Below are 22,012 nucleotides of genomic sequence, written 5' to 3' on the forward strand. Positions count from 1 at the left end.
AACGGCGCACCTGCGACAGGTTTCGATCCGGTGACGACTGGCGCGTCACCGCAGCGTCGCGACCCACTTGTGGGCCTGCTGCTCCCAGAGTCCGTAGCGATCCGGGTAGGCCGAGACCTGCACGGACTGCGCCGCGTCCGTGAACGACTTGCCCTGCCAGCCCGAGATGTCGAGCAGGCCCTTGCTGGCGATGCCGTTCGGGTCGCCCGCACCGCCGTAGAACACGCGGATGCTGCGATCGGCGTTCAGGATCTGCTCGGGCGTTCCCCATCCCTGACTGGGGCGCTGCTGGAAGAGGCCGAGGGAGTCGCGGTCGCCGTGGTCCAGATTGCGCATGGTGGACTCGACCATCGCGGTCGCCAGTGCGATGGCGATGCCGCGGTCGGGAACGCCCAGTTCGCGGCCGATCTGGATGATGCGCACCGCGTTCGCGCGCTGGGCGGCGTCGAGGTCGGCGGAGCGCTGCGCCGGTGCCGGGGGAGCGAGGCGGAGCGTCTGGCCCGGGTAGATGATGCTGCCTGTGCCGAGTCCGTTGGCCTGCAGGAGCGCGGACACCGTGGTGCCGTACTTCTTCGCGATGCCGAACAGCGTGTCGCCGCGTGCCACGGTGTGAGCGGGCGGTGCCGCAGCGGGTGCCGGTGCCGCAGCGGGTGCGGGTGCGGTGGCGGGCGCCGGGGCGGCAGCGGGAGCCGCCGACGCGCCGACATTGAGCTTCTGCCCGGGGAAGATCGCCGCGGAGCGGCCCAGCCCGTTCGCGGCGATGATGTTCGCGACGGTGGTGCCGTACTTGCGCGCGATCGCGTACACCGTGTCGCCGCGCACCACGGTGTGCACGGCGCCAGTCGCCGCGGCGGGTGCGGCGGCGGCGGCGGGCGCTGCACCGGGAGCGAGGCGCAGGGTCTGGCCGGGGTAGATCACGGAACGCCAGCCCAGGCCGTTCCAGGCGAGGACGTCCGCCGGTCGCAGGCCGTTGCGGATCGCGATGCTGGAGACCGTGTCGCCGGGTCGGACGACATAGGAGGTCGGGCGGGCGGCCGCGTGCACCGCCGCCGTCACGGGGCGCGGTGCGACGGAAGGGAGCACGCCTGCCGGCACGGGTGCGCTGCGCACGGGTTCGGCGGCGTCGGCGGGTGCGGCCGTGAGCACGGCGGCGAGTGCTCCGATGACCGCCGCGGGTGCGCCGAATCGGATTGCGCCGGTGCGAGTCGAAAGATTATGCATGCGATTCCCCCTGGTGATCCTGAAGACACGCTGACACGTATGTAAAGAGTTGTCAACAGAAGTGGCTGCTGTTACTGGAGTGAATCGAGTTCCCGATGATGTCGGAAGGGAGGTGGGATGAGATAGTGGAGACGTGTCTGAGAACGCCGCTGAAACCGCCGACTGGCTGACCATTCCCGACCTGGCCGAGGTACTCGGCGAGACGCCTGGTCGTGTGCGCCGGCTGCTCGACGAGCGCTATCTGATCGGCTCGCGCCGCAACGGCGCGTTCGCCGTGCCGGCCGTCTTCATCGTCGACCGTCGCCCGCTCACCTCGCTCCGTGGCACGGTGATCGCCCTGCAGGATGCTGGATTCAGCGACGACGAGGCCATCGACTGGCTGCTCGCCGAGGAGGACACGCTCGGGCGCACCCCGATCGCGGCTCTGCTCGACGGGCACAAGAGCGAAGTGCGTCGCATCGCACGCACCCTCGCCTGAGCGTCCCCTTCGTCGCACGGGCGGCCGGCTGAGCGCCGGCTCCAGCCCGGTCTCACGCAGAGCGAGCGATCGCGGCATCCGCCAGCGCGCGAAGATCGTCGGCCGCATCGCCATCGATGTCCGCCGCCGCCAGGGCCCGCTCGGCATCCGAGGTGAAGCCGGCGATCATCTCCTCGATCCGCGCCACCGCACCGGTCTCCTCGATGAGACGCTGCAGCGCGGCGACGTCGTCGGGGGAGAGGCGCTGGTCGCCGAGGGCCCCATCCAGCGCGCCGCGGTCCGCGGCGGACAGCCTCTCGCGGGCGACGGCGATCAGCGCCGTGCGCTTGCCCTCCCGCAGGTCGTCGCCGGCGGGCTTGCCCGTGAGGCGCGGGTCGCCGAAGACGCCGAGCATGTCGTCGCGCAGCTGGAAGGCCATCCCGATCGGATGCCCGAAGGCGCGCAGCGACGCCAGCAGCGGCTCGTCGGCACCGGCCAGCGTGGCGCCGAGCAGCAGCGGCTCGGTCACGCTGTAACGCGCGGACTTCAGCGATGCGACGCGCAGGGCGCGCTCCAGCAGCGCCTCCGGCTCGCTCACGCTCCATGCGGACTCCTCGGTGATGTCGAGCATCTGCCCGACCGTCACGTCACGGCGCATGCGTGCGTACTCGGCCCTCGTCGCCGCGGCATGCGGATGCCCCTGCAGCGCCTCCTCGAGCAGATCATCGCTCCAGGCCACCAGCAGATCGCCCAGCAGCACCGCCGACGAGCGGCCGAACGCCTCGGCGTCGCCCGCCCACCCGGCGGCCCGGTGAGCGGCCTCGAGCTCGCGGTGGGACGCAGGGCGTCCGCGTCGGGTGTCGGAGTTGTCGATCAGGTCGTCGTGCACGAGCGCCGCGGACTGGAAGATCTCCAGGGCCGAGCAGAGTCCCCACAGCGGGGCGGCATCGGCATCCGGAGCCGGTGCGGCCGCTCGCCAGCCCGCATGGCAGAAGCGGGCGCGCAGGCGCTTCCCACCGAGCAGAGTGGTCCGCGCCGCGTCCAGGAAGAGCACGGCATCCGGGCCGTAGTCGGCCGCGTCGGCCTGCATTCGGATGAGAAAGCTCTCAAGGCGTGCGGCGACGGCGTCCGAGACGAGGGTGGAGGGCACGATTCCCAGCCTAGATGCAGGAATTCGACGGCGCCCGGCTAGCCGCTCGCTCTTCGAGGCGAGTAGAGTGGATAGAACGAACCAAGGGGGTCGGAGATGCCTCTTTCCGAACAAGAGCAGCGCATGCTCGACGAGATGGAACGCCATCTCCTTCAGCACGATGCCGATGTCGTCACGGCGCCGTCCGGTGATCGTGCACTCAGCTACCGCAACCTGATCTACGGTGCGCTCCTGCTGCTGGTCGGCGTGGGCGGTCTGATCGCCGCCGTCGTCGCGAGCGGGCGCATCGGAGCCGTCGGCAGCATCATCATCGGTGTGGTCGCGTTCCTCGCGATGCTGGGTGGAGCGATCCTCGCCTTCACGCCCGTCCGCCGTCCGCTCGACGGGTCCCGTCCCGATGGCGCTCCGCGCGCGCAGCGATCACGCGACTCCTCGTTCATGGATCGGATGAACGATCGATGGGACAGGCGACAGGATGAGCGCTGATCCCCAGTGATGATCTGACCCTCAGACGAAGCCCGGATGCAGAGCATCCGGGCTTTTTCGTGTCCTGACGCGCCGCATCCTCCCTTTTCCCTCCACCAGCCCTCCACCGTCCTCCACCCCCGTGATCCCGCGAGATCACGGGGGTTTCTGCGTTCCGAGTCGGCGGAAGGCTGGGAATGAGCCCAGATCGTCGTAGGAAAGTGGAGGGAAGTGGAGTAAAGTGGTGCGCACCTCGAGTTGGCCGGACGCAGAGGGGGTGATTTGGCCGATGCTGCTGGGGACGCACACTCCGAAGCTCGATGACAAGGGCCGTGTGATCCTTCCCGCGAAGTTCCGCGAGGACCTCGCCGGCGGCATCGTCGTGACCCGAGGCCAGGAGCACTGCCTGTACGTCTTCAGCACCGCCGAGTTCGAGGCGCAGCACGAGAAGATCCGTCAGGCCCCGCTCACCGACAAGCAGGCCCGCAGCTTCCTGCGCATGTTCCTCTCGGGGGCGAGCCAGGAGATGCCCGACAGCCAGAACCGCATCACCATCCCCGGCCATCTGCGTCAGTACGCCGGACTGGAGAAGGAACTGGTCGTCACCGGAGTCGGCGCCCACGCCGAGATCTGGGACGCGTCCGCCTGGAACGCGTACCTGGAGAGCAACGAAGAGTCCTACTCAGATCTGGAACAGGAGGTGATTCCCGGATTGTTCTGACCACGGCTGTGATGCCTCGCCGCTCTGCCCCGACACACTTCCCCGGTGCCGGGTCGAGCGGAGAGGAATCAGAGCCGGAGGTCACGGGATAGAAGACGATGAGCCTCCGCGACATCCACACCCCAGTGCTCCTCGAGCGCTGCATCGAGCTGCTCGCCCCCGCGCTGGCGCACGACGGCGCCGTGCTGGTCGACGCCACCCTCGGGATGGGAGGGCACTCCGAGGCCTTCCTGGAGCGCTTCCCGCACATCCGGCTGATCGGCCTGGACCGCGACACCGACGCGCTGCGCATCGCGGGGGAGCGGCTGGCGCCGTTCGGTGACCGCGTCACCCTCGTGCACAGCGTGTACGACGAGATCGGTCTGCACGCGCAGGGCGCGTCCGCCATCCTGTTCGACCTGGGTGTGTCCTCGCTGCAGCTCGACGAGGCCGACCGCGGTTTCGCCTACTCCAAGGACGCGCCGCTGGACATGCGGATGGATCAGACCAAGGGGCGCACGGCCGCGACCATCCTGGCCGAGTACAGCGAGGGACAGCTGCGCCGCATCTTCGAGCGCTACGGCGAGGAGAAGCTCGCGGGACGCTACGCCCGGTTCATCGTCGCGGCGCGCGCCGAGAAGCCGCTCACCCGATCCGGCGAGCTGGTCGACCTGCTGGTCGCTGCGACGCCCGCGGCGGCCCAGCGTGCCGGACACCCCGCCAAGCGCGTCTTCCAGGCGCTGCGCATCGAGGTCAACTCCGAGCTGAGCGTGCTGGCCGACGCCATCCCGTCGGCGATGGATGCTCTGAACGTGGGCGGTCGCATCGCGATCATGGCGTACCAGTCCCTCGAGGACCGCCTCGTCAAGCAGGCGTTCGCGGCGGCATCCGCATCGACCGCGCCCGCAGGGCTCCCCGTCGAGCTGCCGGAGCACGCCCCCCGCTTCCGCATCCTGACCAAGGGCGCTGAGCTCGCGGGCGAGGAGGAGCGTGCCCGCAACCCGCGTGCCATCCCGGTGCGACTGCGCGCCGCCGAGAAGCTCAGGGAGTCGGCATGAGCCTGTTGAACGTCCGCGTCCAGCCGCGCACCGAGACGCGCCCCGCACCCGCACGCCGGCTGCGGGCGGTCACCGCGCCCGCAGGGCTGCGCCGACCGAAGCTCGCCTATGCGGCTCTCGCCGTCGGCGGGGCGCTGGCGATCGGCGCCGCGCAGATGATCGTGTCGCTCGCCTCGACTCAGGATGCCTTCGCGCTGGCGAAGCTGAACAACCAGCAGCACGAGCTGAGCCTGCAGAAGCAGGCGCTGGGCGATGAGCTGGTGGCGCTGAACTCGCCGCAGGCACTCGCGGCCAGGGCGGATGCCATGGGTCTCGTCGTCGCGGGAGCCGCGTCGTACCTCCGGCTCAGCGACGGCGCCGTGCTCGGCGCCGGGGACGCCGCGTCCTGGGTCTCGACGGTCACGCCGAACGGGCCCACGAAGGTCGGCAACGCCCTGCTCGCGCCGCCCCCCTCGGCATCCACCGAGACGCCGGCAGACGGCGCCGACGCTCAAGGCAGCACGGCCGACGGCGTGCCGGCGGACGGTGCTCCGGCAGCCGATTCGACCGCTCAGGACGCCGCGACCCAGCCCGACCTGCCTCCCGCCATCACCGACGGCCTGCCCTCGCCGACCACCCGCTAGTCCCAGGATGGAGACCGCCGCATGACGACTCGAGCAACACGCGGAACGCGACGGCGCACGGTCGTCGCACTCGCCGTCATCCTGGCCGTGCTGTCGGCCTTCGTCTTCCGGCTCATCGACATCCAGGTCGTGCACGCCGATGACAACGTCGCCGCCTCGCTGAGCAAGCTGGGCGGCTCGAGCCCGGTGCCCGGTGCCCGCGGCGACATCGTCGACGAGGACGGCACGGTGCTGGCCTCGGACGCGTTCGTGTACGACGCGCAGCTGGACCCCAAGCTCATCGACGACTACGAGAAGCAGACCGATCCCAAGAAGAAGCCGAAGATGCCGTGGGCGGAGGCCAGTGAGAAGATCGCCGCGATCGTCGGGATGACCGGCGACGACGTGCGCAAGCTCGTCTCGGATGCCCTCGCGAAGAACCCGAACAGCCAGTACGCCAAGCTGAAGAACGGACTGTCCACCGAGAAGTACCTCGCACTGCGTGACCTGGGGCTGGCCTACGTGTACAGCAAGGCGCGCGCCATCCGGGTGTACCCGAACGGCGCGGTCGCCGGGAACATCGTCGGCTTCCTCAACGGCGAGGGCAAGGCGCAGTACGGCATCGAGCGGATGGATCAGCAGTGCCTGGCCGCCACGAACGGCTCGATCAGCTACAAGAAGGGCCAGGGCGGCGTGCGGATCCCCGGCAGCGAGCGGATCGTCGGAGCCGTGGACGGCGGCACGGTCAAGCTCACCCTCGACAGCGACCTGCAGTGGTACCTGCAGCAGATGATCGGCGAGCAGGCGCAGCGCCAGGGCGCCAAGGCCGCGACCGCCACGGTGGTCGAGGTGAAGACCGGCAAGATCCGGGCGGCTGCGGAATACCCCTCCGTCGACCCCAACAACGTCAACACGGTGGACCCGGAGTACTGGCGCTCGCACATCTTCTCGGATGCGTATGAGCCCGGATCGACGTTCAAGGCCATCACGGCCGCGACCGTGATCGACCAGGGCAAGGCCACTCCGCTGTCGCATGTCACCGTGCCGGCGCGGGAGAAGTTCCCCAACGGCACGGTCATCAACGACGCCTTCCCGCACCCCGTGTACGACTACACCCTCGCCGGGGCGCTCATCGACTCGTCGAACGTCGGCCTCTCGAAGTTCGGCACCCAGGTCGATCCGGCCACCCGCGCCGAGTACCTGGAGCGCTTCGGCGTGGGCCAGAAGACCGCCATCGGCTTCCCCGCCGAGCAGTCCGGCCTCCTCCGGGATCCCGCGAAGTGGGACGGCACGACCATGTACACCACGACGTTCGGTCAGGCGTTCACCGTCACCCCGGCGCAGATCGCCGGCGCTTACCAGGCGCTCGCGAACGACGGGAAGAAGATCGACCTGTCCCTGGTGGAGTCCTGCACCGACGCCGACGGCACGGTGCACGAGGCCACCGCACCGCAGAGCGAGCAGATCATCAAGCCCGAGACCGCGGCCGCTGTGCGGCAGATGCTGGAGAACGTGGCCGTGCAGGGCGGCAACGCCAAGACGACCAAGGTCGACGGGTATCGGATCGGTCTCAAGACCGGTACCGCGCAGAAGACCGACGGGCACGGGAAGTACAAGAGCGGCGTCTTCTTCACCAGCATGGTGGGCATCGCCCCGATCGAGGACCCGCAGTACGTCGTCGTGGTCACTCTGGACGAGCCGACTAAGATGAGGAGTTCCGCCGCGAACGCCGCGGCGTTCCAGCAGGCGATGACCCAGGTGCTCAAGACCTACCACGTCGCGCCCTCGTCGGAGCCGATGGGCCCGCTGCTTCCGAAATTCAACTGAACGGCGTTCGGCCGTGCATGGAGATGCCACATGATCGCTCTCTCACTCGCTGAGATCGCGGAGATCCTGGGCGGTGAGCTGCGCCTCGCCGGTGCGGACACCGCTGCGACGGTCGTCGACGGCGCCGTCGACACCGATTCCCGGGAGATGACGGCAGGGTCGATCTTCGTCGCCAAGCCGGGCGAGACCACCGACGGACACCGCTTCGTCGGCGCCGCGGTGGAGGCGGGCGCCGTGCTGGCCATCGTGGAGCACCCCGTCGACGTCGAGGTCTCGCAGATCGTCGTCGCGGACGCCGTGCAGGCGCTGGCCGATCTCGCCAGGGCGGTCGTCGCGCGCGTGCGTGCCGCAGGCTCCCTCCGGATCGTCGGCATCACCGGATCCAACGGCAAGACCACGACCAAGAACCTCCTCGCCCGCATCTTGCAGGACGAGGGCGAGACCGTCGCCCCCATCCGCTCGTACAACAACGAGGTCGGCGCACCGCTGACCATGCTGCGCGTCACCGACACCACCCGCTTCCTCGTCAGCGAGTTCGGCGCGGCGGGTGAGGGCAGCATCGCGCGCCTGGCCGGGCTCGTCGAGCCGGACGTCGCCGTGGTCCTCATGGTGGGCCTCGCCCACGCCGGAGGGTTCGGTGGCATCGAGGCCACGGCGCGGGCGAAGTCCGAGCTCGTGCTCGCCGCTCGCGCCGGCGGGACGGCGGTGCTGAACATCGACGATCCGCGGGTCTGGGCCATGCACGACATCGCCGACGAGCGCGGCATGACGACCGTCGCCTTCGGCCAGGCTCCGGACGCCGACGTGCGCGCCGAGGACATCGCGGTCTCGGCCGACGGCACATCCTGCACCGTCATCCGCGGCGATGAGCGCCTGCCGCTGCATCTCCAGGTGCTCGGTGCGCATCATGTCTCCAACGCCCTCGCCGCCATCGCGGCGGCGGGCGTGCTCGGCGTACCCGCAGCCACGGCGATCTCCCGTCTCGAGACCGTCGAGGTGGCGGAGCGCTGGCGCATGCAGCCGATGGGCAATGAGCGCGTGCGCATCATCAACGACGCGTACAACGCCAGCCCCGACTCCATGGCGGCCGCCCTTCGCACGCTCGCGCAGATCACCGGCCCGGACGAGCGAACGGTCGCCGTCCTCGGCGCCATGAGCGAGCTCGGCGAGTCCGCGGGGGAGGAGCACGACCGGATCGGGCTGCTGGCCGTGCGGCTGAACATCCAGCGCATCGTCGTCGTCGGCGCCGAGGCCCGCCGTCTCTACCTCGCCGCCGTCGGCGAGGGGTCCTGGGACAGCGAGGCGGTTCACCTCCCCGATCAGGAGGCCGCCTTCGAATATCTGAAGAACGAGCTGCGCGACGGCGATCGCGTGCTCGTGAAATCGTCGAACTCCGTCGGGCTCCGGCATCTCGGCGATCGTCTGGGAGAATTGTTCTCGTGAGGTCCTTGCTTATGGCGACGGCGATTTCGCTCGCCTTCTCGCTCTTCCTGACCCCGGTGTTCCTGAAGCTGTTCCGCAGGATCGGCTGGGGGCAGGTCATCCGCACCCCCGAGGACATCGCCAACCCCAGCCACCAGGCCAAGCGGGGCACGCCCACCATGGGCGGTGTCATCTTCATCCTCGGCACCATCGTCGGCTACTTCGCCGGAACCTTCTTCGGGGGCATGACGCCCGGCCTGTCCGCGATCCTCGTGCTGTGGCTGATGGTCGGCTTCGGCGTGGTCGGCTTCATCGACGACTACATGAAGGTCCGCAGCCAGCGCAGCCTGGGGCTGTCGGGATGGCGCAAGATCATCGGCCAGCTGGCGGTCCTCATCCCGTTCGGCGTGGTCGCGCTGAACTTCCCGAACTCCTTCGGCCAGACGCCGGCCAGCGGGTCCGTGTCGCTGTTCCGGGACATCGCCTGGCTCAACCTGTTCGCCTTCGGCGCGGTGCTCGGCTGGATCCTCTACCTCATCTGGATCTCCGTGATCGGCGTCGCCACGTCCAACAGCGTCAACCTCACCGACGGCCTGGACGGACTCGCCGCCGGCTCCGGCATCTTCGTCGTCGGCTCCTACGGTCTCATCGCGTTCTGGCAGTTCAAGCAGTCCTGCGTGGGCGAGGGGGCGAACACCGTCGGATGCTACGAGGTGCGCGAGCCCCTGAACCTGGCGATCGTGGCGGCGGCGTTCGCCGGCGGCCTGATCGGATTCCTGTGGTGGAACGCGCCCAAGGCCAAGGTCTTCATGGGTGACGTGGGCTCGATGGCGATCGGCGGCGTCGTCGCCGCGATGGCGATCCTCACCCGCACCGAACTGCTGCTGTTCGTGATCGCCGGCATCTTCGTGCTGTCCTCGGGCTCGGTCATCCTGCAGCGCGCGTACTTCAAGCTCACCCGCGGCAAGCGGCTGTTCCTGATGAGCCCGTTCCATCACCACCTGGAGATGCGCGGATGGGCCGAGGTCACCATCGTCGTGCGGCTGTGGATCATCGCGGGCCTGCTGGCGGCGACCGCGGTCGGTCTGTTCTACGTCAACTGGTTCGCCCAGGCCTCGAACGGCTGACGCGATGGCATCCGAACGTCTCGAAGGCCTGACCAGCTGGCACTCCGACTGGACCGGCCTGCGCGTCGCCGTGCTCGGCCTGTCCGTCACCGGCTTCTCCGCCGCCGACACGCTCACCGAGCTCGGTGCCGAGGTGCTCGTGCTCTCCGAGGACGCGTCCGAGGAGTACGCGCGCCTCGTGCCCGTGATCGGCGCCCGGCTCGAGCTGGGCCCGCTCTCCGAGGTGCCCGCCGTCCTGAAGGACTTCGCGCCGGACGTGGTCCTCGCCTCGCCCGGGTTCCCGCCCTCGCACCCGGTGATCCGCTGGGCCAAGGAGAACGGCATCGCGCTGTGGGGCGACGTCGAGCTGGCCTGGCGGGTCCGCGACAAGGTGCTGCGCGCCGACGGCACCCCGGCCGAGTGGGTGCTGATCACCGGCACCAACGGCAAGACCACCACCACCCAGCTGACCGCGACCCTGCTCGACGCGGGCGGACTGCGCGCGGCGCCGTGCGGCAACATCGGGGTCCCGGTGCTGGATGCCGTTCGGGATCCGGGCGGCTTCGACGTCCTGGTGGTCGAGCTCTCCAGCCATCAGCTCTGGTACATCGGGCAGTCGGCTCCGGCCGGTCAGCTCGTCCCGTACTCCGCGACCTGTCTCAACCTCGCCGACGATCACCTCGTCTGGCACGGCAGCGCCGACGCGTACCGTGCGGCCAAGGCGTTCGTCTACCGTCACACGAAGGTCGCCTGCGTCTACAACAAGTCGGACCTCGCCACCCTGCGGATGGTCGAGGAGGCGGATGTCACCGAGGGTGCCCGCGCCATCGGCTTCGACCTCGGGACTCCGGGGCCGAGCGACCTGGGCGTCGTCGACGGGATCCTCGTCGACCGGGCGTTCCACGACGACCGCAGGCACAGCGCGCTGGAGCTCACGACGGTGGACGCGCTGCGCGCCGCGGGCCTGGCCGCACCGCACGTCGTGCAGAACATCCTCGCGGCATCCGCCCTCGCCAGGTCGCTGGGAGTGGAGCCGGCGGACATCCGCGATGCGCTGCAGACCTTCAGGATGGACGCCCACCGCATCGAGATCGTGGCGGAGCACCACGGCATCCGCTGGGTCGACGACTCCAAGGCGACCAATCCGCATGCCGCGGCCTCCTCGCTGCGGGCCTATCCCGGCGCGATCTGGATCGTGGGCGGCGACCTCAAGGGCGTCGACCTCGGGGATCTCGTCGCGCACGCCGGCGGCACCGCGGGCGGCGCGATCGTGATCGGGGTGGACCGCGAGCCCGTCCTGGCGGCATTCCGGCGACACGCGCCGCACGTGCCGGTCCAGGAGGTCGTCCCCGCTGAGACTGGAGGGGTCATGGACCGCGTGGTGGAGATCGCGTCGGAGATGATCGACGGCGAGGGCACGGTTCTGCTGGCTCCCGCGGCGGCATCCTTCGACCAGTTCTCCAGCTACGCGGATCGGGGAGAGCGCTTCGCCACGGCGGTGCGCGAATGGATCGGACGGGGGAGCGCTGATGACGCAGACGACTCACCCACCGCGCACTGAGAGCGCTGACGGCGCCGAACGCACCGGCGCCGCGAGCAGGGGACTCTCCGCCCGCGTCTCGCTCGGAAGGCTGTTCACGCCGCCCTCGACCGAGTTCGTGATGATCGCGTCGACCGCCGTGCTGCTCACCATCTTCGGGGTGGTGATGGTGCTGTCGGCGACCAGTGCGAAGCCGACCGCGCCGTACGCGGACGCGCTGCGGCAGGGGATGTTCGCGGCCATCGGCATCCCGCTGATGTTCATCGTCAGCAGGCTGCCGGTCGCGTTCTTCAAGAAGGTCGCCTGGCCGATGCTCATCTTCGGCGTGCTGTTCCAGCTGCTCGTGTTCGTCCCCGGTCTGGGCGTGTCCTCCTACGGCAACAAGAACTGGATCAGGGTCGCCGGCGTGCAGCTGCAGCCCTCCGAGTTCCTCAAGCTCGCGCTGGCCGTCTGGATCGCGTTCGTGCTGATGCGCAAGCAGTCCAAGCTCGGCACCTGGCATCAGGTGTTCATCCCCGTCGTACCCGTCGCGGTGCTGGCGATCGGGACGGTGCTCGCCGGAGACGACCTCGGCACCGTGATGGTGCTGGTGCTCGTCGTGCTCGGATGCCTGTTCTTCTCCGGAGCGAAGCTGCGGCTGTTCATCATCCCGGCGATCCTCGGCGTGATCGGCGTGCTGGCCTTCGCGCTGACCAGCAGCAACCGCATGAATCGCATCCTGGCGGCATTCGACCAGTCGAAGTGCGATCCCGAGAAGGAGTGCTACCAGGCCGTGCACGGCATGTGGGGCATGGCCAACGGAGGGATCTTCGGCGTCGGGCTCGGCAACTCCCAGGAGAAGTACTGGCTGCCCGCAGCCTCGAACGACTACATCTTCGCCATCGTCGGCGAGGAGCTGGGACTGCTGGGATGCCTGCTGGTGCTCGTGCTGTTCGGCGTCTTCGCGGTCGGCGCCTTCCACATCATCCGCCGCACGTCCGACCCGTTCGTGCGCATCGCGGCGGGCGGCATCACGGTCTGGATCATCGGCCAGGCCCTGTTCAACATCGGCGTCGTCGTGCGCATCTTCCCCGTCATGGGCGTTCCGCTGCCGTTCATGTCGCAGGGCGGCACGTCGCTGCTCTCGGCCATGATGGCGTGCGGCATCCTGCTGGCCTTCGCGCGCACGATACCGGCGAAGCAGAAGGACGCCGTCGCGGCGCCCCGGAACGCGACCGGGACACGCGGCAGCGCCGCGCCCCGCAAGACCGCGGCAGGCCGCGAGAGCATCGCACCCCGAAAAGGCGCCGCATCCCGAAAGGGTAAGGTCGCCAGGTGACCACCTATCTTCTGGCCGGCGGAGGCACCGCCGGCCATGTCAATCCGCTGCTCGCCGTCGGTGATCTGCTCCGCGAGCGCGACGGCGACGACGTGCTCGTGCTGGGCACCCGGGAGGGCCTCGAGTCGCGTCTTGTCCCCGCCCGGGGGTACCGGCTGCTGATCGTCGACAAGGTTCCCTTCCCGCGCCGTCCGAACCGGGCCGCGCTGGCGTTCCCGGCCCGCTTCCGCCGCGCCGTCGCGCAGGTCCGCGCGCACATCCGCACCCATGGTGTGGATGTCGTCGTCGGCTTCGGCGGGTACGCCGCAGCTCCCGCCTACGTCGCCGCGCGCCGGGAGCGGATCCCCTTCGTGGTGCACGAGGCCAACGCCAAGCCGGGCCTCGCCAACGTGCTGGGCGCGCGTCGCGCCGCGGGCGTCGGCGTCGCCTTCGAGGGCACGCCACTCAAGCGCGGCGAGGTCGTGGGGATGCCGCTCCGCCGTGAGGTCGTCGAGCTGGACCGCGCCGCGAGCCGTGCCGAGGCCGCCGAGGAGTTCGGGCTGGACGCCGACCGACCCGTGCTGCTGGTGTTCGGCGGCTCACTGGGCGCGCTGCGCCTGAACGAGGCGTTCGCCGGTGCCTGGCGCGATGTGCTCGACGCCGGATGGCAGCTGCTGCACGTCACGGGGGAGCGCAGCGACCTGGTGGACCCCGGAGTGCCGGGATACACGATGCGCCGCTATGTCGACCGCATGGACCTGGCCTTCGCCCTCGCCGATCTGATCGTGTCGCGCTCCGGCTCGGCGACCGTGAGCGAGATCAGCGCGCTCGGGCTCCCCGCACTGTACGTGCCGTACTCGGTCGGCAACGGCGAGCAGAGGCTGAACGCGGCCTCGGCCGTCGCGGCCGGTGCGGCCGTCCTGCTCGACGACGCCACCTTCGACGCGGATGCCGTGCGCACGCAGGTCGTGCCGCTGCTGGGCGACCCGGACCGGATCGCCCGGATGTCCGAGGCCGCACAGCGGGTCGGCACGCGCACCGGCACCGAGAACCTGGTCGCGCTCATCGATCGCGCACTCGCGGAAAAGTAGACTGGTGACGACATGATCAGACCCGACCTCACCCTCCCCATCCCCGAGACGATCACCTCCGCCCACTTCATCGGGATCGGCGGATCCGGGATGAGCGGCCTCGCCCGGATGTTCCTCGACGCCGGCATCCGCGTGTCCGGCTCCGACCGCGCCGACAGCGCCAACCTGCGCGCCCTCGCCGACGCCGGTGCGACCGTGCACGTCGGCCACGACGCCGCGCACCTGGGCGACGCGGACACCGTCGTGCACACCGGCGCCATCTGGCCGGAGAACCCGGAGTTCGTCACCGCCAAGCAGCGGGGGCTGCACGTGATCCACCGCTCGCAGGCGCTGCACTGGCTGATCGGCGGCCGACGCCTGGTGTCCGTCGCGGGAGCGCATGGCAAGACCACCTCCACCGGGATGCTGGTGACCGCGCTGCAGGCACTGGGAGCGGACCCGAACTTCGTCAACGGCGGAGTGATCGAGCAGCTCGGCATCTCGAGCTCCTCGGGCGCCGACGAGCTGTTCGTGATCGAGGCCGACGAGTCCGACGGCACGTTCCTGCTCTACGACACCTCGGTCGCGCTGATCACGAACGTCGACCCGGACCATCTGGACTTCTTCGGCTCCGAGGACGCCTTCTACGACGCGTTCGTGCGCTTCGGGAACGAGGCCCGCGAGGCGGTCGTGATCTCGGCGGACGACCCCGGCGCGCTGCGGGTGCACGCGGGCCTGGACCACCCGAACGTCATCACGTTCGGCCGTGCGGCGGATGCCGACCTGCGCATCGTCGACATCGACACGACGGGTCCGGTCTCGGCCACGCTCGTGCACGGTGACGACTCGGTGCGGATGCAGCTGGCAGTCCCGGGGGCGCACAACGCGATCAACGCCGCCGGCGCCGTCGCCGTGCTGATGACGCTCGGATACGGCCTCGCGGATGCCGCGGGTGCGATGGAGGGCTTCGCGGGCACGGTGCGCCGGCTCGAGCTGCACGGCGAGGCGCGCGGCGTGCGCGTGTACGACGACTACTCCCACCACCCGACCGAGGTGCGGGCCGCACTCGAGGCCATGCGCGGCGTGGCGGGCTCGGGCCGCCTGATCGCGATCCAGCAGCCGCACACGTACTCCCGCACGCAGCACATGTACCGGGAGTTCGCCGAGGTGCTGGAGGAGCTCGCCGACCACACGGTGATGCTCGACGTCTACGGTGCACGCGAGGATCCCGTGCCCGGCGTGACCGGCGAGCTCGTGAGCGGCGCGTTCGCCGACCAGGCGCACGTGCACTACGTCCCCGACTGGCAGCAGGCCGCCGACTACACCGCTCAGGTGGCGCGCGACGGCGACGTCGTGGTGACGCTCGGCTGCGGCAACGTGTACCAGATCATCCCGCAGGTGCTCGACTCCCTCCGGCGCACGCCCGAGGTCTGAGGCATGCGACGCCCCGCACCGCTCCCGGCCTCCGCGAAGGAGCCGGAGAAGGCCGAGACGTCCGCGCCTCGTCCTCGGCACGCGCCTCGACCTCAGCACAGCGCGGATGCGGACCCGGCGGACGCCCGCGACGCGAAGCGCGGAGCGCGTCCCGCCGCGGGCACGGATCCCGAGGAGGCCGACTCTGCAGCCGGCACCGCGGTGATCGAGGACGCGACGCCGGATGCCGAGGAGCAGGCTCCTCCCGTGCGCAGCAGCGACGTGTGGCGCGCGGCCCGTGCGCGGCGGAAGGCGCTGCGAGCGGAGATCCGCCGGTTCACCCAGCGGTCGCGTCGCAGGAGGATCGTCTGGTGGACCGCGATCGGCGCCGTCGTCGCGCTCGTGCTCGGCAGCGTCCTCGCGGCTTACAGTCCGCTGTTCGCCGTGGAGAAGATCACGGTGGCGGGGGCGAAGGCGCTCGATCCGGCAGCGGTGCAGAAGGCACTCGAGGGCGAGATCGGGTCTCCGCTCGCGCTGATCGACGACAGCGCGGTGAAGTCCGCGCTCACGGAGTTCCCGATGATCGAGTCGTACTCCCTGGAGGCGCGACCGCCGCACGAACTGCTGGTGCGCATCGTGGAGCGCACGCCGGTGGGAGTGGTCCGCACCGACGGGGGCTACACGCTCGTCGATGCGGCGGGGGTCGTGCTGGCCACCACGGCGGACAAGCCGGAGGGACAGCCGGTCCTGAGCATCACCGGCGGGGCGGGCTCCGCCGCCTTCCGCAGCGCGGGACTCGTCATCCGCTCCCTTCCGGCTGATCTGCGGGCGCAGGTGACCGCCGTCTCCGCGTCGACCCTCGACGACGTCACGCTGTCCCTCGCCGACGGCAAGACCGTGCTGTGGGGGAGCGAGGACGACTCCGTGACGAAGGCGCTGGTGCTGGTCGCGCTCATCAAGAACTCGCCCAAGGCGCAGAGCTTCGACGTGTCGGCGCCCTCGGTTCCGGTCGTCCGCTGAGGGATCGCGACGACACGCCGTGTCGGTGCGGGCAGCGGCGTCGGTTGCGCTTACCGTCGATGACGAGAACGCAATACCGGGAAATAGTTTAACCCTCTTCTTGAGGTTTAAGGTTTCTCCCTCGTCAGGCTCGAATAACGGAGGCCGGCCATGAGCCAGAACCAGAACTACCTCGCCGTGATCAAGGTCGTCGGCGTCGGCGGTGGCGGCGTCAACGCCGTCAACCGCATGATCGATCTCGGGCTCCGCGGGGTCGAGTTCATCGCCGTGAACACCGACGCGCAGGCGCTGCTCATGAGCGACGCCGACGTGAAGCTCGACGTGGGCCGCGAGCTCACCCGCGGGCTGGGCGCCGGTGCGGACCCCGAGGTGGGCCGTCGCGCCGCCGAGGACCACGCGGAGGAGATCGAGCAGGCGCTGACCGGCGCCGACATGGTCTTCGTCACCGCGGGAGAGGGCGGTGGCACGGGTACCGGCGGTGCGCCCGTGGTCGCGCGGATCGCCAAGTCGATCGGCGCGCTGACCATCGGTGTCGTCACGAAGCCGTTCTCCTTCGAAGGACGCCGTCGCCAGAGCCAGGCCGAGGCCGGCGTCGCCAAGCTCAAGGAAGAGGTCGACACCCTCATCGTGGTGCCGAACGACCGCCTCCTCGAGATCAGCGACCGCGGCATCTCGATGATCGAGGCGTTCGCCACGGCCGACCAGGTGCTCCTCGCCGGTGTGCAGGGCATCACCGACCTCATCACGACCCCCGGTCTGATCAACCTCGACTTCGCCGACGTCAAGTCGGTCATGCAGGGCGCCGGCTCCGCCCTGATGGGCATCGGATCCGCGCGCGGCGCGGATCGTGCGATCAAGGCCGCCGAACTCGCCGTCGAGTCCCCGCTGCTGGAGGCGTCCATCGAGGGCGCTCACGGCGTGCTGCTCTCGATCCAGGGCGGGTCGAACCTCGGCATCTTCGAGATCCACGACGCCGCCGACCTCGTCAAGGAGGCCGCGCACCCCGAGGCGAACATCATCTTCGGAACCGTCATCGACGACACCCTCGGCGACGAGGTGCGCGTCACCGTCATCGCGGCAGGGTTCGACGGCGGCGAGCCCGCTCCGCGCCTGGAGCCGTTCGACGTCAAGCGTCCCGAGGCTGCTCCGCTGCCCGAGGTGCGCGTGGACGAGAAGGCCGTCGAGGACGTCGTGGTCGAGCCGGTGAAGCCGACGGTGTCCGTCTCGGCCCCCACCAGCATCGAGCCGGCGTTCCCGGACGACGGCGACCTCGACATCCCCGAGTTCCTGAAGTGACTCTCGCGGCGCGGCTCACGGCGATCGATGACCGCATCGCCGAGGCCGCGCGGCGCGTGGGCCGCGATCCGGGGGACATCACCCGGATCGTGGTCACCAAGTTCCACCCGGCCCAGCTGGTCCGCGATCTGCGCGCCCTCGGCGTGACCGAGGTGGGTGAGAACCGCCAGCAGGAGCTCAGCGCCAAGCGCGCCGACCTCGTGGACCTGGACGACGTGCGCTGGCACTTCATCGGCCAGGCGCAGACGAACAAGGCCGCCGCGATCCGGCGGGCATCCGACGTGGTCCACTCGGTCGATCGCACGCGACTGGCGGATGCGCTGCACCGCGCCGCCGACGACGACCGCGTGCTCGACGTGCTCGTGCAGGTGAACCTCACGGAGAACGCCGGGCGCGGCGGGAGCACGCTGGCGGATGCCGAGGCGCTGGCCGAGCACGTGCTCGGCCTCGAGTCGCTCCGCCTGCGCGGGGTCATGGCCGTGGCCCCGCTGGACGAGGATCCCGCATCCGCGTTCGCGCGCCTGCGCGCGGTAGCTGACCGCATCCGCATCATCGCGCCGGAGGCGACCTGGATCTCGGCAGGCATGACCGGCGATTTCGTCCAGGCGATCGACGCCGGCGCGACACACCTGCGGATCGGCTCCGCAATCACAGGACCCCGCCCCGACCGGGGTTAACCTTTCAACCAGACCAGCCCGCATCGCTCGAACCGGAGGACACGATGGGTAACCCGCTGAAGAAGACCATGGTGTATCTCGGCCTCGCCGACGAGGAAGAGGTCTACGAGGAGGAGGCCACGCAGCCCGTGGCCCGTGCACCGCGTGAGCGCGAGGAGCACGCTCCTGCCCCCGTGACCCCGCTGCGTCGCCCCACGGCAGTGCACCAGCCGGCTGCCGGCGCGGTGAACGAGATCCTCACCGTGCACCCCAAGCAGTACCGCGACGCGCAGGTCATCGCGGAGAACTTCCGCGAGGGCGTGCCGGTGATCATCAACCTCTCGCAGATGAGCGATGCCGACGCGCGCCGTCTGATCGACTTCGCGAGCGGTCTGTCGCTGGGGCTGTACGGACGCATCGAGCGCGTCACCAGCAAGGTGTTCCTGCTGTCGCCTGAGAACATCGCGGTGTCCGGCCAGGGCGGCCTCGCCCAGGCGGAGTCCGCTTCGTTCGACTCCTGACCTTGGTGACACCCCTCAGCATCATCGGCGGCATCGCCGAGCTGGTGCTGACGCTGTACATGATCGTGCTGCTGGCCCGGCTGGTGCTGGACTACATCCCGATGTTCAATCGCGGCTGGCGTCCGAAAGGCGTCGGTCTGGTCCTGGCGGAGGCCGTCTTCACTCTGACGGACCCGCCCATCCGGTTCTTCCGCAGGGCCATCCCGCCGCTGCGGATCGGCACGATCGCGCTGGATTTCGGCTGGACCCTGACGATGATCCTCGTGATCATCCTGCTGACCGTCGCGCGTGCCTTCTGAGGTGACTTCCGAGTCGTCCTCTCATCGCGGCGCACAGGCTGGGGGGCTATGCTTGGCTCCCAGACGCGCGCCCCGGGTACGCGTCTGAAGAACACCGCGCCGTCTTCAACGACTGGCCGAAAAGAACTCATCGAAAGAGGAGCCACCCATGGCACTTACCCCGGATGACGTCGTCCACAAGGAGTTCCAGCACGTCCGCTTCAAGGACGGCTTCGACCCCGAAGAGGTCGACGACTACCTCGACGAGATCGTCGTTGAGTGGCGCAAGACCCTCGAGGAGAACAACGAGCTCAAGGCCAAGCTCGCCGCCTTCGAGTCCGGCCAGAACACGGGTCCGGTCGCTGCCGCCCCCGTCGCCGCAGCCCCGATCGCTCCGGCTCCGGCCGGCGGTGCATCCGCCACGGGAACGTCCGCAGGCATCATCGAGCTGGCGCAGCGCCTGCACGACGAGCACGTCGCAGAGGGCGAGTCCAAGCGCCGCCAGCTGATCGCCGACGCCGAGGCCGAGGTCGCCCGCATCCGCACCGAGGCCGAGGCCAAGCAGCGCGAGGAGTCCGCACGCCTGGAGCGCGAGCGCAACACGCTCGAGGGACGCATCACCGAGCTGCGCGAGTTCGAGCGCGACTACCGCGGCAAGCTCCGCGCCATGATCGAGGGTCAGCTCCGCGACCTGGACCAGAAGTCGACGTCTGACTCGACCCCTGTCTCCGCCATCGGCCTGTAGGTCGATCTTGACAGGACGTCGTCCCCTTCGTCGGTCGGCGGCCGGTGCGATCGTCGCGATTCTCGCGGCGCTCGTGCTGGCCGCCGATCAGCTTGTGAAGTACCTCACCATCCAGCACCTGCCCTCCGAGAAGGCCGTGCCGGTGCTGGGGGAGTTCCTGCAGCTGTTCTACATCCGCAACTCCGGAGCCGCCTTCTCGATCGGCGCCGGCATGACCTGGATCTTCACGATCGCGCTGGCCGTCGTCGCCGTGGTGATCGTCTGGAAGACGCTGGGCGTGCGTTCCCGGCTGTGGGCCGTGGTGCTCGGATGCCTGCTCGGCGGTGTGCTGGGCAATCTGTCCGATCGTCTCTTCCGCGAGCCCGGCTTCGCCGTGGGGCACGTGGTCGACATGATCTCGATGCCGTGGATGCTGCCGGCGATCTTCAACGTCGCGGACGTGTTCATCGTGACCGGGATGATCTCGGTGGCGCTGCTGGTGGTCGTGGGTCTCCGCCTGGACGGCACGCGAGAGCGCGATCACGCCAAGGGCGACGCGCCGACGGCGGACGCCGCGGCCGCCGCGAACGAGGCGTGAGCATGCAGAGCCGCACCCTGCCCGTCCCGGACGGGCTGGAGGGGTCCCGCGTCGACGCTGCGCTGGCGAAGATGCTGGGCTTCTCGCGGACTTTCGCCGCCGAGGTCGCCGAGGCCGGAGGCGTGACCCTCGACGGCGTGCAGCTGGGCAAGTCCGATCGGCTCCGCGCCGGAGGCTGGCTCGAGGTGAGCTGGTCGCCCAAGGAGGAGCCGCGCATCGTGCCGATCGCGGTGCCGGAGCTCGGCATCGTGCACGACGATGACGACATCGTCGTGGTCGACAAGCCCACGGGGGTGGCCGCGCATCCCTCCCTCGGCTGGGAGGGGCCCACCGTGGTCGGCGCTCTCGCCGCCGCGGGGTTCCGCATCGCGACCAGCGGTGCGCCGGAGCGGCAGGGCGTCGTCCACCGGCTCGACGTGGGAACCAGCGGCCTGATGGTCGTCGCCAAGACCGAGGCCGCCTACACGGCGCTCAAGCGCGCGTTCAAGGAGCGCACGGTCGAGAAGATCTACCACGCCGTCGTGCAGGGGCATCCGGATCCGCTCGTCGGCACGATCGACGCGCCGATCGGACGGCATCCGAACCACCACTGGAAGTTCGCCGTGGTTCCGGACGGCAAGCCCTCGGTGACCCACTATGAGACGCTCGAGGCCTTCCCCGGTGCCTCACTGCTGGAGATCCATCTGGAGACCGGCCGCACGCACCAGATCCGCGTGCACATGGCTGCGCACCGGCATCCGTGCGTCGGCGACCCGCTGTACGGCGCCGATCCCACGCTGTCCGCGCGGCTCGGCCTGACCCGGCAGTGGCTGCACGCGCATCAGCTCGCGTTCACCCACCCGGCGACGGGGGAGTGGGTGCAGTTCGAGTCGCCGTACCCGGAGGACTTCCAGCACGTGCTCGACGTGCTGCGCGGCGAGTAGCCGGCCTCAGGCCCTGAGCTCGCCGGCGGCGGCGACCACGCCGTCGATGGTGCCCAGCAGGAAGCGCACCACGTCCGCGGGGGAGGCGTCGCGCTCCACGAGCAGGCTGATCAGCGTCTCCTCCGTGAACGACACCCAGGCCCGCAGCGCGATCCTCAGCGCGGGGGAGTCCGGCGCGCCGAGCTCCGTGAACGCCTCGACCAGGCGCTCGGCGTTGCGTTCGCGGGATTCGTCCACCACACGGCGCACAGCCGAGTCTCCGCTGGCAATGCCGCGCACCAGCGAGTGGAACGTGCCCTGGTGCTGCTGCACGAACTCGGCGATGCGCAGCAGCGTGTCCTCGATGCGCTCGCGCGGCGGCAGCTCGGGGCGCGGCTCGGTGGCCAGCAGCAGGCTGTCCCTGGCGGTCGCGACCACGGCGAGGTGCATGCCCTGGCGCGTGTCGAAGTAGTGGAACAGCAGGGGGCGGGAGACGCCGGCGCGCTGCGCGAGCGCCTCCATCGTCAGCTCGTCGAGCGTGTGCTCGGCGAGGAAGTTGACGCCGATGGCGATCAGCTGCTCCCGGCGTTCGTCGGGCGTGAGACGGAGGCGACGCTCGGCGGACATGTCCCGATCCTATCGGCGCGCGGTATTGACTAGAAGTCAATGAGCGGTATTCTGGCTCGTGC

23 protein-coding genes are annotated in these 22,012 nt (G+C 69.8%); 20 read left to right on the plus strand and 3 right to left on the minus strand.

Features of this window, described 5'->3' with window-relative positions; all coding sequences use genetic code 11:
* Nucleotides 1–45: 45 nt before the first annotated feature.
* Nucleotides 46–1,221 carry a LysM peptidoglycan-binding domain-containing protein gene (locus ACTJJ4_RS00385; protein ID WP_440941559.1) on the minus strand — a complete coding sequence of 392 codons (1,176 nt, stop codon included), beginning with the start codon at nucleotides 1,219–1,221 and terminating at the stop codon, nucleotides 46–48.
* Nucleotides 1,222–1,354: 133 nt separating this feature from the next.
* Between ACTJJ4_RS00385 and ACTJJ4_RS00390 the strand changes: the two genes are divergently transcribed.
* Nucleotides 1,355–1,699, plus strand: a complete 345-nt coding sequence (locus ACTJJ4_RS00390) for an Rv2175c family DNA-binding protein (protein ID WP_440941560.1) — start codon at nucleotides 1,355–1,357, stop codon at nucleotides 1,697–1,699.
* A 52-nt stretch (nucleotides 1,700–1,751) separates the two neighbouring features.
* On the opposite strand, the gene ACTJJ4_RS00395 is transcribed toward ACTJJ4_RS00390, so the two are convergent.
* Nucleotides 1,752–2,831, minus strand: coding sequence for a polyprenyl synthetase family protein (locus ACTJJ4_RS00395; protein ID WP_440942790.1), 1,080 nt, complete (start codon nucleotides 2,829–2,831; stop codon nucleotides 1,752–1,754).
* Between the two features lie 93 nt (nucleotides 2,832–2,924).
* Between ACTJJ4_RS00395 and ACTJJ4_RS00400 the strand changes: the two genes are divergently transcribed.
* The 19 genes from ACTJJ4_RS00400 to ACTJJ4_RS00490 all read left to right on the plus strand — a co-directional run bounded on the left by ACTJJ4_RS00400 (nucleotide 2,925) and on the right by ACTJJ4_RS00490 (nucleotide 21,344).
* Nucleotides 2,925–3,314, plus strand: a complete 390-nt coding sequence (locus ACTJJ4_RS00400; protein WP_285630088.1) for a DUF3040 domain-containing protein — start codon at nucleotides 2,925–2,927, stop codon at nucleotides 3,312–3,314.
* Between the two features lie 268 nt (nucleotides 3,315–3,582).
* Nucleotides 3,583–4,014, plus strand: a complete 432-nt coding sequence (gene mraZ, locus ACTJJ4_RS00405) for a division/cell wall cluster transcriptional repressor MraZ (protein ID WP_285630089.1) — start codon at nucleotides 3,583–3,585, stop codon at nucleotides 4,012–4,014.
* A 98-nt stretch (nucleotides 4,015–4,112) separates the two neighbouring features.
* A complete protein-coding gene (gene rsmH / locus ACTJJ4_RS00410; RefSeq protein ID WP_292703743.1) occupies nucleotides 4,113–5,051 on the plus strand; it encodes a 16S rRNA (cytosine(1402)-N(4))-methyltransferase RsmH in 939 nt (312 codons plus the stop codon).
* A complete protein-coding gene (locus ACTJJ4_RS00415) occupies nucleotides 5,048–5,674 on the plus strand; it encodes a hypothetical protein (RefSeq protein ID WP_440941561.1) in 627 nt (208 codons plus the stop codon). Before rsmH ends, ACTJJ4_RS00415 begins: the two co-directional genes overlap by 4 nt.
* Nucleotides 5,675–5,695: 21 nt before the next feature.
* Nucleotides 5,696–7,480, plus strand: a complete 1,785-nt coding sequence (locus ACTJJ4_RS00420) for a peptidoglycan D,D-transpeptidase FtsI family protein (RefSeq protein WP_440941562.1) — start codon at nucleotides 5,696–5,698, stop codon at nucleotides 7,478–7,480.
* A gap of 30 nt (nucleotides 7,481–7,510) precedes the next feature.
* Nucleotides 7,511–8,923 carry a UDP-N-acetylmuramoyl-tripeptide--D-alanyl-D-alanine ligase gene (locus ACTJJ4_RS00425; protein ID WP_440941563.1) on the plus strand — a complete coding sequence of 471 codons (1,413 nt, stop codon included), beginning with the start codon at nucleotides 7,511–7,513 and terminating at the stop codon, nucleotides 8,921–8,923.
* On the plus strand, nucleotides 8,920–10,029 hold the full coding sequence (mraY, locus tag ACTJJ4_RS00430; protein ID WP_440941564.1) for a phospho-N-acetylmuramoyl-pentapeptide-transferase: 1,110 nt from the start codon (nucleotides 8,920–8,922) through the stop codon (nucleotides 10,027–10,029). The genes ACTJJ4_RS00425 and mraY overlap by 4 nt, the downstream gene beginning before the upstream one ends.
* Before the next feature lie 4 nt (nucleotides 10,030–10,033).
* Nucleotides 10,034–11,569, plus strand: a complete 1,536-nt coding sequence (gene murD / locus ACTJJ4_RS00435; RefSeq protein WP_440941565.1) for a UDP-N-acetylmuramoyl-L-alanine--D-glutamate ligase — start codon at nucleotides 10,034–10,036, stop codon at nucleotides 11,567–11,569.
* A complete protein-coding gene (gene ftsW, locus ACTJJ4_RS00440; RefSeq protein ID WP_440941566.1) occupies nucleotides 11,538–12,866 on the plus strand; it encodes a putative lipid II flippase FtsW in 1,329 nt (442 codons plus the stop codon). Before murD ends, ftsW begins: the two co-directional genes overlap by 32 nt.
* The gene (locus ACTJJ4_RS00445) at nucleotides 12,863–13,936 is read left to right on the plus strand and encodes a UDP-N-acetylglucosamine--N-acetylmuramyl-(pentapeptide) pyrophosphoryl-undecaprenol N-acetylglucosamine transferase (protein WP_440941567.1); all 1,074 of its coding nucleotides are present in this window, start codon (nucleotides 12,863–12,865) and stop codon (nucleotides 13,934–13,936) included. The genes ftsW and ACTJJ4_RS00445 overlap by 4 nt, the downstream gene beginning before the upstream one ends.
* A gap of 12 nt (nucleotides 13,937–13,948) precedes the next feature.
* Nucleotides 13,949–15,349 carry a UDP-N-acetylmuramate--L-alanine ligase gene (gene murC / locus ACTJJ4_RS00450; RefSeq protein ID WP_440941568.1) on the plus strand — a complete coding sequence of 467 codons (1,401 nt, stop codon included), beginning with the start codon at nucleotides 13,949–13,951 and terminating at the stop codon, nucleotides 15,347–15,349.
* 3 nt (nucleotides 15,350–15,352) lie between these two features.
* A complete protein-coding gene (locus tag ACTJJ4_RS00455) occupies nucleotides 15,353–16,348 on the plus strand; it encodes an FtsQ-type POTRA domain-containing protein (RefSeq protein ID WP_440941569.1) in 996 nt (331 codons plus the stop codon).
* A gap of 150 nt (nucleotides 16,349–16,498) precedes the next feature.
* Nucleotides 16,499–17,644: a cell division protein FtsZ gene (gene ftsZ, locus ACTJJ4_RS00460; protein WP_285630113.1), complete on the plus strand. Its 1,146-nt coding sequence runs from the start codon at nucleotides 16,499–16,501 to the stop codon at nucleotides 17,642–17,644.
* Complete coding sequence (locus ACTJJ4_RS00465; protein WP_440941570.1) at nucleotides 17,641–18,321, plus strand: YggS family pyridoxal phosphate-dependent enzyme; 681 nt, start codon at nucleotides 17,641–17,643, stop codon at nucleotides 18,319–18,321. Before ftsZ ends, ACTJJ4_RS00465 begins: the two co-directional genes overlap by 4 nt.
* A 44-nt stretch (nucleotides 18,322–18,365) precedes the next feature.
* The gene (locus ACTJJ4_RS00470; protein WP_440941571.1) at nucleotides 18,366–18,821 is read left to right on the plus strand and encodes a cell division protein SepF; all 456 of its coding nucleotides are present in this window, start codon (nucleotides 18,366–18,368) and stop codon (nucleotides 18,819–18,821) included.
* A 5-nt stretch (nucleotides 18,822–18,826) separates the two neighbouring features.
* Nucleotides 18,827–19,120, plus strand: a complete 294-nt coding sequence (locus tag ACTJJ4_RS00475) for a YggT family protein (protein ID WP_440942791.1) — start codon at nucleotides 18,827–18,829, stop codon at nucleotides 19,118–19,120.
* Between the two features lie 148 nt (nucleotides 19,121–19,268).
* On the plus strand, nucleotides 19,269–19,844 hold the full coding sequence (locus ACTJJ4_RS00480; RefSeq protein ID WP_440941572.1) for a DivIVA domain-containing protein: 576 nt from the start codon (nucleotides 19,269–19,271) through the stop codon (nucleotides 19,842–19,844).
* A 7-nt stretch (nucleotides 19,845–19,851) separates the two neighbouring features.
* Nucleotides 19,852–20,421, plus strand: a complete 570-nt coding sequence (lspA, locus tag ACTJJ4_RS00485) for a signal peptidase II (protein WP_440941573.1) — start codon at nucleotides 19,852–19,854, stop codon at nucleotides 20,419–20,421.
* A 2-nt stretch (nucleotides 20,422–20,423) separates the two neighbouring features.
* The gene (locus ACTJJ4_RS00490; RefSeq protein ID WP_440941574.1) at nucleotides 20,424–21,344 is read left to right on the plus strand and encodes an RluA family pseudouridine synthase; all 921 of its coding nucleotides are present in this window, start codon (nucleotides 20,424–20,426) and stop codon (nucleotides 21,342–21,344) included.
* 6 nt (nucleotides 21,345–21,350) lie between these two features.
* Here the strand turns inward: ACTJJ4_RS00490 and ACTJJ4_RS00495 are convergent, their stop codons facing one another.
* A complete protein-coding gene (locus ACTJJ4_RS00495) occupies nucleotides 21,351–21,950 on the minus strand; it encodes a TetR/AcrR family transcriptional regulator (RefSeq protein ID WP_440941575.1) in 600 nt (199 codons plus the stop codon).
* Nucleotides 21,951–22,012: the final 62 nt, after the last annotated feature.

Origin of the sequence: Microbacterium sp. 22195 (assembly GCF_052056515.1) — a bacterium.
GTDB lineage: Bacteria > Actinomycetota > Actinomycetes > Actinomycetales > Microbacteriaceae > Microbacterium.

Excerpts from the sequence above, each read along its gene's own strand:
- ACTJJ4_RS00385 (WP_440941559.1), bottom strand. The coding sequence starts at position 1,221 with ATGCATAATCTTTCGACTCGCACCGGCGCAATCCGATTCGGCGCACCC.
- ACTJJ4_RS00400 (WP_285630088.1), top strand. The coding sequence starts at position 2,925 with ATGCCTCTTTCCGAACAAGAGCAGCGCATGCTCGACGAGATGGAACGC.
- mraZ (WP_285630089.1), top strand. The coding sequence starts at position 3,583 with ATGCTGCTGGGGACGCACACTCCGAAGCTCGATGACAAGGGCCGTGTG.
- rsmH (WP_292703743.1), top strand. The coding sequence starts at position 4,113 with ATGAGCCTCCGCGACATCCACACCCCAGTGCTCCTCGAGCGCTGCATC.
- ACTJJ4_RS00415 (WP_440941561.1), top strand. The coding sequence starts at position 5,048 with ATGAGCCTGTTGAACGTCCGCGTCCAGCCGCGCACCGAGACGCGCCCC.
- ACTJJ4_RS00420 (WP_440941562.1), top strand. The coding sequence starts at position 5,696 with ATGACGACTCGAGCAACACGCGGAACGCGACGGCGCACGGTCGTCGCA.
- ACTJJ4_RS00425 (WP_440941563.1), top strand. The coding sequence starts at position 7,511 with ATGATCGCTCTCTCACTCGCTGAGATCGCGGAGATCCTGGGCGGTGAG.
- murD (WP_440941565.1), top strand. The coding sequence starts at position 10,034 with ATGGCATCCGAACGTCTCGAAGGCCTGACCAGCTGGCACTCCGACTGG.
- ftsW (WP_440941566.1), top strand. The coding sequence starts at position 11,538 with ATGACGCAGACGACTCACCCACCGCGCACTGAGAGCGCTGACGGCGCC.
- murC (WP_440941568.1), top strand. The coding sequence starts at position 13,949 with ATGATCAGACCCGACCTCACCCTCCCCATCCCCGAGACGATCACCTCC.
- ACTJJ4_RS00455 (WP_440941569.1), top strand. The coding sequence starts at position 15,353 with ATGCGACGCCCCGCACCGCTCCCGGCCTCCGCGAAGGAGCCGGAGAAG.
- ftsZ (WP_285630113.1), top strand. The coding sequence starts at position 16,499 with ATGAGCCAGAACCAGAACTACCTCGCCGTGATCAAGGTCGTCGGCGTC.
- ACTJJ4_RS00470 (WP_440941571.1), top strand. The coding sequence starts at position 18,366 with ATGGGTAACCCGCTGAAGAAGACCATGGTGTATCTCGGCCTCGCCGAC.
- ACTJJ4_RS00480 (WP_440941572.1), top strand. The coding sequence starts at position 19,269 with ATGGCACTTACCCCGGATGACGTCGTCCACAAGGAGTTCCAGCACGTC.
- ACTJJ4_RS00490 (WP_440941574.1), top strand. The coding sequence starts at position 20,424 with ATGCAGAGCCGCACCCTGCCCGTCCCGGACGGGCTGGAGGGGTCCCGC.
- ACTJJ4_RS00495 (WP_440941575.1), bottom strand. The coding sequence starts at position 21,950 with ATGTCCGCCGAGCGTCGCCTCCGTCTCACGCCCGACGAACGCCGGGAG.